The sequence below is a fragment of the Haloarcula amylolytica genome (assembly GCF_049705545.1).
GTDB classification, from domain to species: domain Archaea; phylum Halobacteriota; class Halobacteria; order Halobacteriales; family Haloarculaceae; genus Haloarcula; species Haloarcula amylolytica_B.
This window is the reverse complement of record NZ_JBNAMU010000001.1, coordinates 1,992,013-2,005,579: the sequence shown is the minus strand read 5'-3', so window position 1 is coordinate 2,005,579 and position 13,567 is coordinate 1,992,013. Positions and strand designations below refer to the sequence as shown.

The 13,567-nt window shown below is 64.7% G+C and carries 14 protein-coding genes and 2 tRNA genes; 12 read left to right on the top strand and 4 right to left on the bottom strand.

Going from position 1 to position 13,567, the window contains the following annotated elements:
• Window positions 1-80: 80 nt before the first annotated feature.
• Together ACOZ4H_RS10480 and ACOZ4H_RS10475 are read left to right on the top strand one after the other, a co-directional pair.
• Window positions 81-165: transfer RNA gene (locus tag ACOZ4H_RS10480), tRNA-Leu, on the top strand.
• Between the two features lie 192 nt (window positions 166-357).
• The gene (locus ACOZ4H_RS10475) at window positions 358-585 is read left to right on the top strand and encodes a DUF7511 domain-containing protein (protein WP_424329228.1); all 228 of its coding nucleotides are present in this window, start codon (window positions 358-360) and stop codon (window positions 583-585) included.
• 269 nt (window positions 586-854) lie between these two features.
• On the opposite strand, the gene ACOZ4H_RS10470 is transcribed toward ACOZ4H_RS10475, so the two are convergent.
• Window positions 855-939 (bottom strand) — tRNA-Leu (locus ACOZ4H_RS10470).
• A 131-nt stretch (window positions 940-1,070) separates the two neighbouring features.
• On the opposite strand from ACOZ4H_RS10470, the gene ACOZ4H_RS10465 reads away from it, so the two are divergent.
• The 3 genes from ACOZ4H_RS10465 (at window position 1,071) to ACOZ4H_RS10455 (ending at window position 3,409) form a co-directional block, all read left to right on the top strand.
• Entirely contained in the window at window positions 1,071-1,574 is a 504-nt protein-coding gene (locus ACOZ4H_RS10465) for a helix-turn-helix domain-containing protein (RefSeq protein ID WP_424329227.1), read from the top strand.
• A 37-nt stretch (window positions 1,575-1,611) separates the two neighbouring features.
• A complete protein-coding gene (locus ACOZ4H_RS10460; RefSeq protein ID WP_424329226.1) occupies window positions 1,612-2,739 on the top strand; it encodes an acyl-CoA dehydrogenase family protein in 1,128 nt (375 codons plus the stop codon).
• Window positions 2,740-2,866: 127 nt separating this feature from the next.
• Window positions 2,867-3,409 (top strand): HAD family hydrolase, encoded by a 543-nt coding sequence (locus ACOZ4H_RS10455; RefSeq protein ID WP_424329225.1) that lies wholly within the window; start codon window positions 2,867-2,869, stop codon window positions 3,407-3,409.
• On the opposite strand, the gene ACOZ4H_RS10450 is transcribed toward ACOZ4H_RS10455, so the two are convergent.
• Window positions 3,388-3,615 (bottom strand): DUF5822 domain-containing protein, encoded by a 228-nt coding sequence (locus tag ACOZ4H_RS10450; RefSeq protein ID WP_424329224.1) that lies wholly within the window; start codon window positions 3,613-3,615, stop codon window positions 3,388-3,390. The genes ACOZ4H_RS10455 and ACOZ4H_RS10450 overlap by 22 nt on opposite strands.
• Window positions 3,616-3,712: 97 nt before the next feature.
• Here ACOZ4H_RS10450 and panB point away from each other — a divergent pair, with 97 nt between their 5' ends.
• Window positions 3,713-4,522, top strand: coding sequence for a 3-methyl-2-oxobutanoate hydroxymethyltransferase (gene panB / locus ACOZ4H_RS10445; RefSeq protein ID WP_424329223.1), 810 nt, complete (start codon window positions 3,713-3,715; stop codon window positions 4,520-4,522).
• A 30-nt stretch (window positions 4,523-4,552) separates the two neighbouring features.
• Here the strand turns inward: panB and coxB are convergent, their stop codons facing one another.
• Window positions 4,553-5,275: a cytochrome c oxidase subunit II gene (gene coxB / locus ACOZ4H_RS10440; protein ID WP_424329222.1), complete on the bottom strand. Its 723-nt coding sequence runs from the start codon at window positions 5,273-5,275 to the stop codon at window positions 4,553-4,555.
• 176 nt (window positions 5,276-5,451) lie between these two features.
• Here coxB and ACOZ4H_RS10435 point away from each other — a divergent pair, with 176 nt between their 5' ends.
• Together ACOZ4H_RS10435 and ACOZ4H_RS10430 are read left to right on the top strand one after the other, a co-directional pair.
• Window positions 5,452-7,734, top strand: coding sequence for a DUF6789 family protein (locus ACOZ4H_RS10435; RefSeq protein ID WP_424329221.1), 2,283 nt, complete (start codon window positions 5,452-5,454; stop codon window positions 7,732-7,734).
• Between the two features lie 3 nt (window positions 7,735-7,737).
• Window positions 7,738-8,262, top strand: a complete 525-nt coding sequence (locus ACOZ4H_RS10430) for a hypothetical protein (protein ID WP_424329220.1) — start codon at window positions 7,738-7,740, stop codon at window positions 8,260-8,262.
• A gap of 24 nt (window positions 8,263-8,286) precedes the next feature.
• On the opposite strand, the gene ACOZ4H_RS10425 is transcribed toward ACOZ4H_RS10430, so the two are convergent.
• Window positions 8,287-9,102, bottom strand: a complete 816-nt coding sequence (locus ACOZ4H_RS10425; RefSeq protein ID WP_424329219.1) for a cytochrome c oxidase subunit 3 — start codon at window positions 9,100-9,102, stop codon at window positions 8,287-8,289.
• A gap of 105 nt (window positions 9,103-9,207) precedes the next feature.
• Between ACOZ4H_RS10425 and bioB the strand changes: the two genes are divergently transcribed.
• The 4 genes from bioB to bioD are packed head-to-tail and all read left to right on the top strand — an operon-like array spanning window position 9,208 to window position 13,378.
• A complete protein-coding gene (gene bioB, locus ACOZ4H_RS10420; RefSeq protein ID WP_424329218.1) occupies window positions 9,208-10,323 on the top strand; it encodes a biotin synthase BioB in 1,116 nt (371 codons plus the stop codon).
• 2 nt (window positions 10,324-10,325) lie between these two features.
• Entirely contained in the window at window positions 10,326-11,429 is a 1,104-nt protein-coding gene (locus ACOZ4H_RS10415) for a transcriptional regulator (protein WP_424329217.1), read from the top strand.
• 21 nt (window positions 11,430-11,450) lie between these two features.
• Entirely contained in the window at window positions 11,451-12,650 is a 1,200-nt protein-coding gene (locus ACOZ4H_RS10410; RefSeq protein ID WP_424329216.1) for an aminotransferase class I/II-fold pyridoxal phosphate-dependent enzyme, read from the top strand.
• Window positions 12,647-13,378, top strand: coding sequence for a dethiobiotin synthase (bioD, locus tag ACOZ4H_RS10405; protein ID WP_424329215.1), 732 nt, complete (start codon window positions 12,647-12,649; stop codon window positions 13,376-13,378). Before ACOZ4H_RS10410 ends, bioD begins: the two co-directional genes overlap by 4 nt.
• Window positions 13,379-13,567 lie beyond the last annotated feature (189 nt).

Below are 13,567 nucleotides of genomic sequence, written 5' to 3'. Positions count from 1 at the left end.
TCCTTGTTCTCCATCCTACCTAAACCTTCGTCGCCCGCAAGCGAAGGGTTCTTGATGCCAACGCGGATACCGACTGGTGCGCGCGGGTTGCCGAGCCAGGCCAAAGGCGTAGCGCTTAGGACGCTATCCCGTAGGGGTCCGCCGGTTCGAATCCGGTCCCGCGCATTCTTGCTGCGAGCAAACCGCGAGCAGCAGAATCGCCAGCGGATTCCGAACCCTGGAAGCCGAGTGAAGCGAGTCTTCTTTCGGTTCGAATCCGGCCCCGCACACCTCTCTACCCGAACAATTACGCGGGCGATAGACGCCGCCGTCTCCGCCGAACTGATTCCCACGGGGCAAGAATCGCAATCACTGCTTATGCGGAGTGGTCGCGTCGTCTCACATGAGGCACTGACGATGTCAGTTTACGACCCACTCCGTGACTCGTCTGCTCGCCCCGCAGGATCGACTCGCTTCGACTATGCGGTTGACGATGCGGACAATCCGACGGAGCTCACCGTCTTCAGCGACCAAGACGACGAGCTCCCGACCCACTGGATTTCGGTCGACATCGGGCACGCCGTCGCGCTCGACGAGATGCGGTGAGCGAGGAGTGGGCTCGCTCAGGTCGCGTCCGTCGGTCGATTTTTGACAAAGTACCCGACAGAGAACGCTCTGGAAGCGTTGTGTCCGAAGTAAGTTTGCGTGGGTGCAGTCCCAAGGGAATGCACCTGCACTCTGAGAGTGCGTGGGACCGGATTCGAACCGGAGCAAGAAATGCTCGCTCACAGCAGTTCGCTGTGCGTTCCTTGCAGGGTTCGAATACGCTCCGTTCGATTTGCAGAGCGCTCACGATGTGTTCGCGCTCAGAGAAATGCGTGGGACCGGATTCGAACCGGCGGACCCCTACGGGACAGCGCCCTCAACGCTGCGCCGTTGGCCTGGCTTGGCTACCCACGCGCGCTCTTGCTGAGTGCATTCAATCGTTCCCGGTGGGTCAATAAAAGCGCTTTCGTTTGGACCCGCCCCGGGAGGGTGTGTCACTCGCTCGAACCGGACGTTTGAAATATCACGAAACCGCTACGGGGGGCATGGCCAAATACTCGACCGGCAGTGGTGGCGACAGCGCCGGCGGGAGCTGTGAGCTCTGCGGTAGCGACGGCGGCGACCTCCAGACCGCTAACGTCGCTGGTGCGACCCTCCAGGTGTGTGACAGCTGTGCGCGTGACCACGGGGAAAACGAGCGAACGACAGGCAGTGACAGCTCGCGCGACGAACAGAACCGGAAACGCAAGGCCGCACAGAACGCGGCGAGGATGCAGGACGCACAACAGACCGACACCTCCCACTGGGAGGAGGGCGCTGACTACGACGACGACCAGCTCCCGTACCTGGTCAGCAAGTACGGCGAGCGAGTGACCGAGGCGCGCCAGGACGAGGGCCTCCAGACGGGCGAACTGGCCGAGGAACTCGACCTGGACGAAGCGGACATCCTCGCTGTCGAGCAGGGGCGCGCGACGCAGGCGAACGTCGGCGGCTCGACGATCAAGGCGCTCGAACAGTACCTCGACATCGACCTCGTCGAGTCCAACTGACCCCGAATATTTTGCCGGCTCCGGTGTAACGGTCGGTATGGACCTCTCCGCCGAGCAGCGCGCTATCCGCGACACCGTCCGGGAGTTCGCCGTCGAGGACATCCGTCCGAAAGCCGCCGATGCCGACCGCGAGCAGTCCTTCCCCGAGAAGTGTTGGGACGGCCTCGCGGACATCGACATCACCGGGCTGACGACGCCGGCCGAATACGGCGGCTTCGACGCCGAGAAACCGACGTACGCGCTGGTCAACGAGGAACTCGCGTACGGCTCCCTCGCCGTCGCGACGGCGCTGTCGGTCCACTGCCTCGCGACCTCGTGTATCGCGCAGTTCGGCTCGGCAGCGGTCCGGAACGACTGGCTCCCGGAGATGGTCGACGGCCGCCCGGTCGGCGCGTTCGCGCTTTCGGAGCCACAGGCCGGGTCGAACCCGCGGGAGATGTCGACCACCGCTCGACGCGACGGCGACGAGTACGTCATCGACGGCGAGAAACAGTGGATTACGAACGGGGAACGGGCCGGCGTCGTCATCGTCTTCGCGAAGACCGACCCCGACGACCCGGACTCGATAACGCAGTTCCTCGTTCCGAAGGACACCGACGGTCTCACCGTGGGCGAGAAAGAGGACAAGCTCGGGCTCCGCGCGAGCGACACGACCGCGCTCCAGTTCGACGGCGTCCGGGTCCCCGAGCGCTACCGGCTGACAGCGGAGGGCGAAGGGCTGGCCGCGGCGCTGTCGATTCTCACCACTGGCCGGGTCGCTATCGCCGCCCAGGCTGTCGGACTCGCACAGTCAGCCCTCGACGAGGCCCTGGACTACGCCCAGGAGCGCGAGCAGTTCGACCAGCCGATCAGCGAGTTCCAGACGATTCGGCACAAACTCGCGGACATGGCGACGAACGTGCAGGCGGCGCGGCTACTGACGTGGGACGCTGCACAGCAACTGGAACGCGGGGGCCGGGCGAGAGCGGCGGCGAGCATGGCGAAGTACTTCGCGAGCGAGACGGCGGTCGACGTGGCCAACGAGGCGATCCAGATTCACGGCGGGTACGGGTACACGACGGATTACCCAGTCGAGCGCTTCTACCGCGATGCGAAGGTGACGACCATCTACGAGGGGACCAGCGAGATTCAGCAGAACATCATCGCGCGGGACTTGCTGGAGTGATAGTGATTGCTGTAAGTCATTCCGGTATCGACCGAACGACGGTGTTCGGTCGAATCGGTAAGCAGTTACAGCAGTCACTATGAGACGGGGCGAAGCGGTTTTGCGGGCGTCGACCGTATCAGTGAGTGTGACACACGACGCCGTCATCTACGACCTCGACGGGACGCTCGTCAGGCTGGCTGTCGACTGGGATACAGTGACCAGCGACGTTGCGACGGTCCTGCGTGACCGAAACGTCGACCCCAAAAACCGCGACCTATGGGAGATGTTGACGCTGTCGTCGGATACCGGCCACCGTGACGCCGTCGAAGCGGCGATCACCGACCACGAGCGGACCGGCGCACACGACTCGGATCGGCTGCCACTCGCCGACGGCCTCCCACACAGCGTCCCCGTCGGCGTCTGTTCGCTCAACGCCGAGGAGGCGTGTCATCTGGCGCTGGAGGTCCACAACCTCGACACCTATGTCGGCTCGGTCGTCGGCCGTGACACCGTCGGATCATCGAAGCCGGACCCGGAGGGGCTACTGACGATTGCTGAAGAGATCGGCGTCGACCCCGAAGCGACGGTCTTCGTCGGCGATTCAAAGAGCGACGCGACAGCCGCCCAGCGGGCTGGGATGGCGTTCGAGTGGGCGAGCGACTTCGATCAGGCCCGGTATCGCGCGTAGAGGTAGACGCAGACGGCCGTCAGGAACCAGACGAGCGCACCGACGCGGACCGCGAACATCGCCCGCGCGGTCCAAGACTGGAGCGTGACCGCGGTCGACGCGAGCACGACGAGCGGCGAACCGACGAGGATCGTCGTTACGAACGTGACCTGCATCACCCACCCGAAGTCCACGCCGTCCGGGTTCGTCTTCTCGACTGTTGGCACGTCCAATGGTACAACTAGGTTCGGCAAGCACCTTGCGATTTCTCGGGCGCATTGCGCAACCCGAACAGGTAAGGGGCCGGCGCGCCCCCGCTCGGGTATGCCAACGGTCCGGGATCTGCAGGCGATGGCTGGTGAGGAGCCGATCACGATGCTGACAGCGTACGACGCCGTTACCGCGAGCATCGTCGACGACACCGGTGTCGATGTCATTCTCGTCGGCGACAGTATGGGGAACGCCGTCCTCGGCCACGACGACACGCTCCCGGTCACACTCGACGAAGTGGCCTCCCGGGTCGGAGCGGTCGCGCGCGGCGCAGACGACGCCCTGGTCGTCGCCGACATGCCGTTTCTCTCCTTCGGCGCGGACGAGAGCGAAAGCATCCAGAACTGCGGACGGATGCTGAAAGAGGAGGGCGCAAACGCGGTCAAACTCGAATCCGGGCCACACACGGTCGAGCTGACTGAGCGGCTGACGGACCTCGGCATCCCGACGATGGCCCATCTCGGACTCACACCCCAGAGCGTGAACCAGACCGGCTACACGAGACAGGCGACTGGTCGCGAGGAGGCCGAAGAAATCCTCGACCTCGCGCGTGAACACGAAGCCGCCGGCGCGTTCGCGCTGGTGCTCGAACACATCCCGGCCAACCTCGCCGCTCAGGTCACCGAGGCCGTCGACATCCCGACAATCGGTATCGGGGCCGGCGGCGACTGCGACGGGCAAGTGCTCGTGTTCACTGACGTGGTCGGCCTCTCCGAGTCCAGCCCGCCCTTCGCCGAGCAGTTCGGCGATGTCCGTGGCGAAGTCGCTGACGCTGTCGACGAGTACATCGACGCCGTCGAATCCGGCGAGTTCCCGGGCGAGTCCCACAGCCACACCGAAGACGAACTCGACGACCTGTACTGAGGCGTCTCGAAAAATACTCGTTCGGCCGTGCTAACCGGCTGCAGCCGTCTGGTTCTCGACCCAGGCGTCGTACGCGGACTGGTTCTTGACGACGACAGTGGCGTTCATTTTGCTGTGACCGGCCCCGCACATCTCGGCGCAGTACAGCCGGTACTTGCCCGGTTCGGTCGCGTGCGTTCGAGCCGTCATCGTCCGGCCGGGGAAGATGTCCTGCTTGACGCCCAGTTGCGGGATGTAGATGGCGTGAATCACATCTGTGGTCCGCAGCCTGAACGTGACGTTCTCGTCGGCTGGGATGACGAGCCGTTCCTCCGTCGTGACGTTCGCCTCGGCGTAGGAGAACTCCCACCCCCACTGGTAGGCGAGCACATCTATCTCTGTATCGTCCCCGAAGGCGTCGCCCCCGTCAGCGGGCGTCTCGGCCGCTGCAGGCGTGATATAGGGGTTGGCCATCACCACGAACGCCGACACGCCGACGAAGACGAGTATCGCGCCCGTCGCGGCTGTCCAGGTCACCTCTAGCGCCGGGTCGTCGACCGTCGGCTGCGGGTCGTCGTTGCTCCGGAACCGGTAGATAGCGTACACGAGCGTGAGTTCGACGAACAGCGTCAGCGGTAGCGCCACGTAGAGGAGTTGTGCGTTGAGTTCATCGATAGCCGCCCTGTTGACCGACTGCGCCGCGGCCGGGGCAGCAAGTAGCGAGAGCCCGACCACGACAAGGCCCGTCCGAAGCAAGCGTCGTCGAAGACGCATTGTCACACTGTACCAATCGCCATGTCAAATAACTTGCCCAAGACTGCGACAGCCGACCGGTGACCGCTACTGGACCCGGGTTCCAGCGTAGTTTTATGAATGTGGGCGTGTCAGATGTTGGCAACGTGTAGCATGACCAAACGAGCAATCGTTCTGGTACGGCCAGTTACACACAGATGCTGAACAGGGCTATCGTCGAGGGGACTGCCCTGGCCGTGCTGGCGCTGTCGGTGCTTCTTCTGTGGCTCCGGGAGCGCCGGAAGGCGCGACCGGAGAGCGACGGCGGATACACGACGCGAGAAGAGATCGAATTTGAAATCGGTCGGATTCAATCTGAAGTGTACCGTTGGCTAACGACGACGAACCACCGGGACATCGGCCTGCTCTACATCTTCTTCGGCACCGCCGCCGGCCTGTGGGGCGGCGTCGACGCGATGATGCTCCGGACGGAACTGCTGACGCCGCCGGCGGACATCTGGACGCCGGAGACGTACAACGCGCTGTTTACCACCCACGGCCTGACGATGTTGATATTCTTCGTCCTGCCCGTGTTCTTCGGCATCGGGAACTACGTCCTGCCGCTCCTCATCGGAGCCGACGACATGGCGTTCCCGCGGGTCAACGCTATCGGGTTCTGGCTCCTGCCGCCGGCACTCATTATGGTCCGGATGGGACTCATGATCCAGGTCCTCGGACAGGTTCTGAATCTGGTGCTCCCGGCGGACACCATCCGGTTTTTCCTCACGATGCGCGAAGTGAGCATCGGCTGGACGCTGTACGCACCACTGTCCGTGCAACAGCCCAATCCGCAGATAGACCTGCTGTTGCTCGGGTTGCACTTGAGCGGCATCGCTACGACGGTCGGCGCTATCAACTTCATCACCACAATCGTCTACGAACGTGGCGAGGGCGTCACCTGGGCGAACCTCGACATCTTCTCGTGGAACATGCTCGTCACGAGCGGGATCGCGCTGTTCGCGTTCCCGCTGCTGGGGAGCGCGCTCGTGATGCTCCTGCTCGACCGGAACCTCGCGACGACGTTCTTCGCGACGGAAGGCGGTGGTGCCATCCTCTGGCAACACCTGTTCTGGTTCTGGGGTCACCCGGAGGTGTACATCCTCTTCCTCCCGGCGACGGGGCTGATGAGCCTTATCTTGCCGAAGTTCGTCGGCCGGAAACTCTTCGGCTACCAGTTCATCGTCTACTCGACGCTGGGTCTGGGCGTCCTCTCCTTCGGCGTCTGGGCGCATCACATGTTCACGACGAGCGCGGACCCGCGGGTCAAGCTGTCGTTCATGGCTGTGTCCATCGCCATCGCTGTCCCCAGCGCGATCAAGATATTCAACTGGATCACGACGATGTGGGAGGGGAACATCCGCCTGACCGCGCCGTTTATTCTCTGTGCCGGCGGTATTGGAACGTTCATCATCGGCGGCGTGACGGGCGTGTTCCTCGCCGTCATCCCGGTCGATATTCTCTACCACGGCACTTATTACGTCGTCGGCCACTTCCACCTCATCGTTGTCGGCATCATCCCGTTCCTGATGATCGCCGCGAGCTACTACTGGTATCCGCTCATCACCGGCCGGTGGTACGACACGCGGATGGCGAGATTCCAGGCGCTGCTGATCGTCTTTGGCTCGTTTATGACCTTCATGACGTTGCTGGTCATCGGTGGACTGGGGCTCCCACGGCGGCAGGCCATATATCCGCCGGAGTATCAGTTCGCCCAGCAGATCGCGACCGTGGGCGGCTACATCATCGGCCTGAGCGCCCTGCTATGGCTGTACAATATGCTCGTCTCCTACTGGCGGGGGACGCCTGTGTCGACGACGGACCCGTGGGGCCTGAAGGCGACGAGACAGTTCACCCGCGAGTGGCAGTGGTTCGAACAGCACATGATGGACAAATACGACATGGAGCCGACCGAGCCCGAGACGACGCGCCGCTCCTACGCCCCTGAAGCCGAGCCGACCGGACTGGCCGGCGGCGTCGGCACCGTCGCCGAAACCGTCTCCCGGAACGCCTGGATGGCCGCAGCCGGTGGGTTTGTCGGGACGGTCCTGATGAGCGGTGGACTCATCACGGCGATACTCATCGGCGTCCTCGATCCGGTTTCATTCGGTGAGATCGCCGAACTGGTCGGTCTGCCCGCGAGCCCGGTCATCGGGGCCGCTCTCTTCCTCGTCGGCGGGACCGTCACTTGGCCGCTCCTGTTCCTGGCCTTCTCCGACTACCTCCCCGGTCGGCTGCTGTTCGAGACCGGGCTGGTGTTCGCGACGCTGATATCCAGCGGGTTCGCCATCGCGTTCTACACCGGGCAGAGCGGGCTCGCGTTCGTCGGGTACCTCACTTTCGTGCTCGTCTCCCACTGGGCGTACGGGGTCGGGCTGACCGTGACCTTCCAGTACCTCAAATCGGACGAGGCGCTTCGGACCCGGACAGACGGGGGCGGCTGACAGATGAGCAACGGTGCTGACTCGTTCGTCTTCCAGTATCTCGCGCCCTTCGTCGGCGTCCTGCTCATCGCGGTCGGCATCGCCGGAGCCGTGCCGGGCGGCTACGCGCTCATCGAGCCGGATCTGGAGAACTGCGGGAACCCGACCATCGGCGTCGAATCGCCCGAAGAAACGGCGGAGCGGTTCGGCGGAGACGAACCGGGACCGCGCCTCCCGCAGTTGGCCTTCGAAGCCCTCTCGGCGGCCGAGCAGGAAGCGTTTCAGGAGGCGGTCGACGACCCGGTCGGCGAGACGCAGGTCGTTGGTGACGTGCCCAACGCCGACGCCTTCCGCCGCGGAGCCATCGTTACCTACGAGGGAGAAAAATACTACGTGACCATCGTCGCCGAGAACACCTGCTTCGCGGCCGCGCCGCTACAGTTCCCGCTAGGGGTGTTCGCCATCGCGCTCGGATTCCTCGGCGTCCTGGCTCCGCCACTGTACCGGCGGCTGGTGCGGTTGGAACAGCGGGCCGGCCGGTCGAATTAGTGGTTTCGTGCGCTCAGCGTGGGGTCAGAGGGCAGCGCCGACGTACAGCACGACGACGAGGAACACCCACACGAGGTCGACGAAGTGCCAGTACAGCGACGTGGTCCGGATGGCGGTGTCCCGTTCGGGCGTGTAATGGCCCCGGAGCGCACGAGCGAAGGCGATAGCGAGCAGGAGCACGCCGAGGGCGACGTGGAGGCCGTGGAGGCCGGTCAGGCCGTAGAACGCGCTTCCGAACGCGCCGGAGCCGATGCTGAATCCCTCGACGGCAACGAACTCGTAGTACTCGTACACCTGCCCGGCGAGGAAGACGACGCCGAGCGCGAGCGTCACCCCGAGCAGGCCGAGGAACCGCTGTCGGTTCCCGCGTTCCAGCGCCTCGTGGCCGTAGTGGAGCGTTACGCTGCTTGCCAGCAGCAGCGCCGTGTTGATGACCACCAGCGAGCCAAGCAACGGCGGGAGGTGGGCCGGCGGCCACGACCCGGTCCGGATGAAGGCGTAGTAGACGAAGCCCGCCGAGAACGTCGCCACGTCTGAGACGAGAAACAGAATCATCGTCGTGGCGTACAGGTCGGAATCGCTGTCCCCGCGGTTCCGGACGTAATCGGCGATGAACGCCTCGTTGGCCCATCCGGCGAGTCCGGTCAGCAAGCCAACCGCACCAGCGCCGCCGAGTACAACCGGGACCACAGACGGGACCAGGTCAAGCCCGACGAACACCAATCCGACGCCCAGATACAGGGACGCGGCACCGATTGCAGCTAGCAGCGGCCATCGACTCCGGTGTTCGTGGCCGTCTTCGGCGGCGTGTTCGGTTCCCGTCTCCGTCGAACCAGCCATGTGAACCCGTAGCATCGGGGTTGGTAAAACGGTACCCCCGCGACTGACACGTCCATCGCCGGACTCACCCGAATCTTTATTATACCGTCAACCGACAGCGAGAGTGTGGTTTACGAGACGGGCAACCAAACGGTAGACGACGCTGTCGCACGCGTGCTGGACGGCGAACGCCTCGACCGACGGGACGGACTGGCTCTCATCGCACAGCCGGTCGACGACCTGGCAGCCGGGGCCGACTACGTGCGCACGCAACTGGGTGACGACACCGTCGACGCGTGTTCGATCGTAAACGCCAAAGCCGGGAACTGCGCGGAGGACTGTGGCTTCTGCGCCCAGTCGGTCCACTTCGACACCGGCATCGACAACTACGGCTTTCTCGGCCCCGAGAAGATACTGGAGGCCGCAAAGCGCGCCGAACGTGACGGCGCACAGCGGTTCGGTATCGTCGTCGCCGAGAAGGGCGTCTCGAAGGAGAACCGCCCCGAGGAATGGGAAGAGGTCCTCGAAGCCATCCGCCTCGTCCGGGACGAGACGGACGTGGAGGTCGACGCGAGCCTCGGCATCCTCACCGAGGAGGAGGCCGCGATTCTGGCCGACGAGGGACTGAATCACTACAATCACAACATCGAGACCTCGCCCCGATATTTCCCGGAGGTCGTCCAGACCCACACCTTCGAGAAGCGGGTCGAGACGCTCCGGGTCGCCAAGGACGCCGGTATGGACCTCTGTGCCGGTGTCATCCTGGGGATGGGCGAGTCCCCGACCGATAGAGTCGACGCGGCGATGGCCCTGCAGGACATCGGCATCTCCTCGCTCCCGGTCAACATCCTGAATCCAGTCGCTGGGACCCCCATGGCCGAACAGGGGCTGCCCGATATCACGACCGAGGAGGTCGTCAAGACCATCGCGGTGTACCGCCTGCTCCACCCCGAGTCCCGGGTGCGCCTCACCGGCGGACGCGAGGTCAATCTCGACACAGATGGACAAGTGGCCGCGCTGGAGGCCGGTGCTGACGGCATCCTCACTGGTGATTATCTCACTACCGAGGGACAGACGGCGGCCGACGACCTCGAAATCATGGAAGAGGCCGGACTGGAACCCAACACGGAGGCCAACGAGTTCGACCCTGAGGCGGTCAAAGAACGCGCGGCTGACGAGACAGAAACCGAGACGGCGGCAGGGACAGCACAGACGAAATCAGAACTCAAATCCGACGACTGACAATGGACGACATACGCTTTGCAGTGCTCGGAACCGGTGGTATCGGACGGCGGACGCTCGAAGTCTCACAGCACAAGGACGGCCTCACCGCGGTCGCGGCCTGTGACCGCAACGGCGTGGCTATCGACCACGACGGCCTCGACGTGGACGAACTGCTGGAGGCGACGGAAGGCAATATTGCGAGCGGGCCGGCGGAACACGCATCCGACTCGACCCCCGCGACACCCACGGACGACTACGCCTCGGACGGCGGTGCAGCCGCAGTCGAGGGTGGCGGCGTCAAACAACATGGCGATCAGTCCGGTATCGTCGCCAGCAAACAGGGCGAACCCACTGAGACTCCTATCGACGACATCATCGCCGAGAGCGACGCTATCGACGCCGTGCTGCTGGCGCTGCCGAACCTCGAACACGACTTCATCCCGCGCGTGGCCGAGCGCTTCGCCGAGGCCGACTACGAGGGCGTCATGATCGACGTGCTCAAGCGTTCCCGCGTCATCGGGATGCTCGATGACCGCGAGGACCTGCTGAAAGCGTCCGGCATCACGTTCGTCTGCGGGGCCGGCGCGACCCCCGGCTTCCTCACCGGCGCGGCGGCGCTCGCCGCACAGTCCTTCGTCGAGGTCGAGGAAGTCGAGATCTGGTGGGGCGTCGGCCTCAAGTCCGGCTACGAGGACAACCGCGGGACGGTCCGGGAGGACATCGCCCATCTCGACGGGTACGACATCGAACGGGCTCGGGAGATGAGCGAGGACGAGATCGAGGCACTCATCGACGACCACGACGGCGTCCTGGAGTTCCACGACATGGAACACGCCGACGACGTGCTGCTGGAGCGTGCGGGCATCTGTGACGCCGAGGACGTCCACGTCGGCGGCGTCCTCGACGTGCGCTCGGACCAGAAACCGACTACGACGACAGTCAGCGTGACGGGCACGACCTTCGACGGGGAGACGGGAACGAACACCTTCGAGCTGGACGACGCGACGAGCATGGAGGCCAACGTCAACGGACCGGCGCTGGGCTACCTGAAAGCCGGCGTCCGGAACAACCGCGCCGGGCACTACGGCGTGTTCGGCCCCGCCGACCTGATGCCCGGCTTCTGAGACCGCCTGATTCTGCTTTTCATGACTCACGGCTTCGATTTGAACGACCGACTCGAACAGCGCGACGCACAGAACCTCCGCCGGCATCTGGAAGTCGCCGAATCCGTCTCGGAGCGGACCCGTTTTGCCGACGACCCGAAAGGAGAACCACCGACGTTCGGCGATGAAGCAGTCGTCTTCGCCTCGAACAACTATCTCGGGCTGGCCGACGACAGCCGGGTCCAGCGAGCGGCCGAACTGGGCGCACGGACTGTCGGGACCGGTGCAGGGGCCTCACGGCTAGTCACTGGTGACACGCAGGTCCACCGCGGGCTAGAGCGGGACCTCGCGGCCTGCAAGGGAACCGAGCGAGGCCTGGTGTTCTCGTCGGGCTACGCGGCCAACATCGGAACCATCGACGCGCTGGCCCCCGAGGTGGTCTTTTCGGATGAGCTGAACCACGCCTCGATTATCGACGGCTGTCGCGTCGGGGCGAGCGAGACGGTGGTGTACGACCACTGTGACCCAGACGACCTGCGGGCGAAGATGGACACGCGAGCGGCCGACACAGCGGAGGACGAACAGTGGCTCGTGGTCACCGACTCCGTGTTCTCGATGGATGGCGACGTCGCGCCGCTGTCGGCCATCTGCAACGCCGCCGACGAGTTCGGCGCGTGGGTGATGGTCGACGAGGCCCACGCGACGGGGCTGTTCGGCGACGGCGGCGGCGTCGTCCAGCGCGAGGGACTGAGCGACCGCGTCGACGTGCAATTGGGTACGCTCTCGAAGGCGCTGGCGAGCCAGGGCGGCTACATCGCCGGCGACGAGGCGCTTATCGAGTATCTGCTGAACGCCGCGCGGTCGTTCGTCTTCTCAACGGGGCTTTCGCCGCCCAACGCCGCGGCGGCCCGCGAAGCGCTGCGGATCGCCCGAGAGACCGACCGCACGTCGGAACTCTGGGACACCGTGGCGACACTCCGGGACGGCCTGGAGACGATGGGCTACGAGGTGCTTGGTGAAACGCATATCCTCCCGGTCATCGTCGGTGATCGCGGGGACGCCCTCGAACTGGCCGAGCGACTCCGCGAACACGGCGTTGTCGCCCCGGCTATCAGGCCACCGACGGTACCGGAGGGAACGTCACGCATCCGGGTCGCGCCGATGGCGACGCACACCGCCGACGACATCGCACAGTGTCTCGACGCCTTCCGAATCGCTGGCACGGAGGTGGGCGTACTGTGAGCGAGACGATGGCGGATTCGGGGCCTGAGAGCGGGACCGGCCACATCGCCGAGGACGGCGTGTTCGTCGTCGGCACCGACACCGGCGTCGGCAAGACGGTCGTGACCGCCGGGCTGACGGGCCGACTGCGGGAGCGCGGAACGGACGCGGTGGCCGTCAAGCCCTGCCAGACCGGGTATCCGCCCGATGACGACGCGGCGTTCGTCCAGTCCGTCTGTGGCACGGCCGACGCCGCGGTCTGTCTCCAGCGGTTGTCGCCGCCGCTTGCTCCGGAGGTGGCCGCGAAGGAATCAGACGACGTGACGCTTTCCTACGAGTCCATCCAGGACGGCGTCACCGATATCGTGGCGACGAGCGAGACGACCGTCGTCGAAGGTATCGGCGGTCTGCGCGTCCCGCTTGCGGACGGTCGAGAGGTCATCGACCTCGTCGCAGACGTAGGGCTTCCGGCCCTGGTCGTCGCCCGCTCGGGCCTCGGGACGCTCAACCACACGGCGTTGACGGTCCAGGCGCTCCGCCGGCGTGGCGTGCCAGTCGTCGGCGTCGTTCTCAACGAGTACGAGGGCGCGACAACCGCCGAGCGGACGAATCCGGCGGTCATCGAACGGATGACCGGGTGCTCCGTCTGGCCTGTCCCGCCGCTGGATAGTGAGTCATCCAACAGCGTGATTGACGGGGTCAGCACAAATCTCCCACAGTCGGTTTTACAGCCGGCTATCGAGCGGTAACTGTCGATACGTGGCTGCGCGAAGGGGATAGAACGGGGGCAAACCCCCGTCATGTGACACTACGGAGCCAGCAAGGCTCCATTTGATATTTGACTACCAATCACTAAAATAGTAAGGCACGTTTCATTTGGAGATTCCGCCGTAGCGCGGGGCCGTGTTCCGTTAGGAACGGACTAACGCCCAGCCGAA

Excerpts from the sequence above, each read along its gene's own strand:
- ACOZ4H_RS10415 (WP_424329217.1), top strand. The coding sequence starts at position 10,326 with ATGGACGACATACGCTTTGCAGTGCTCGGAACCGGTGGTATCGGACGG.
- ACOZ4H_RS10410 (WP_424329216.1), top strand. The coding sequence starts at position 11,451 with ATGACTCACGGCTTCGATTTGAACGACCGACTCGAACAGCGCGACGCA.
- ACOZ4H_RS10430 (WP_424329220.1), top strand. The coding sequence starts at position 7,738 with ATGAGCAACGGTGCTGACTCGTTCGTCTTCCAGTATCTCGCGCCCTTC.
- ACOZ4H_RS10435 (WP_424329221.1), top strand. The coding sequence starts at position 5,452 with ATGCTGAACAGGGCTATCGTCGAGGGGACTGCCCTGGCCGTGCTGGCG.
- ACOZ4H_RS10465 (WP_424329227.1), top strand. The coding sequence starts at position 1,071 with ATGGCCAAATACTCGACCGGCAGTGGTGGCGACAGCGCCGGCGGGAGC.
- panB (WP_424329223.1), top strand. The coding sequence starts at position 3,713 with ATGCCAACGGTCCGGGATCTGCAGGCGATGGCTGGTGAGGAGCCGATC.
- ACOZ4H_RS10425 (WP_424329219.1), bottom strand. The coding sequence starts at position 9,102 with ATGGCTGGTTCGACGGAGACGGGAACCGAACACGCCGCCGAAGACGGC.
- ACOZ4H_RS10475 (WP_424329228.1), top strand. The coding sequence starts at position 358 with ATGCGGAGTGGTCGCGTCGTCTCACATGAGGCACTGACGATGTCAGTT.
- ACOZ4H_RS10460 (WP_424329226.1), top strand. The coding sequence starts at position 1,612 with ATGGACCTCTCCGCCGAGCAGCGCGCTATCCGCGACACCGTCCGGGAG.
- coxB (WP_424329222.1), bottom strand. The coding sequence starts at position 5,275 with ATGCGTCTTCGACGACGCTTGCTTCGGACGGGCCTTGTCGTGGTCGGG.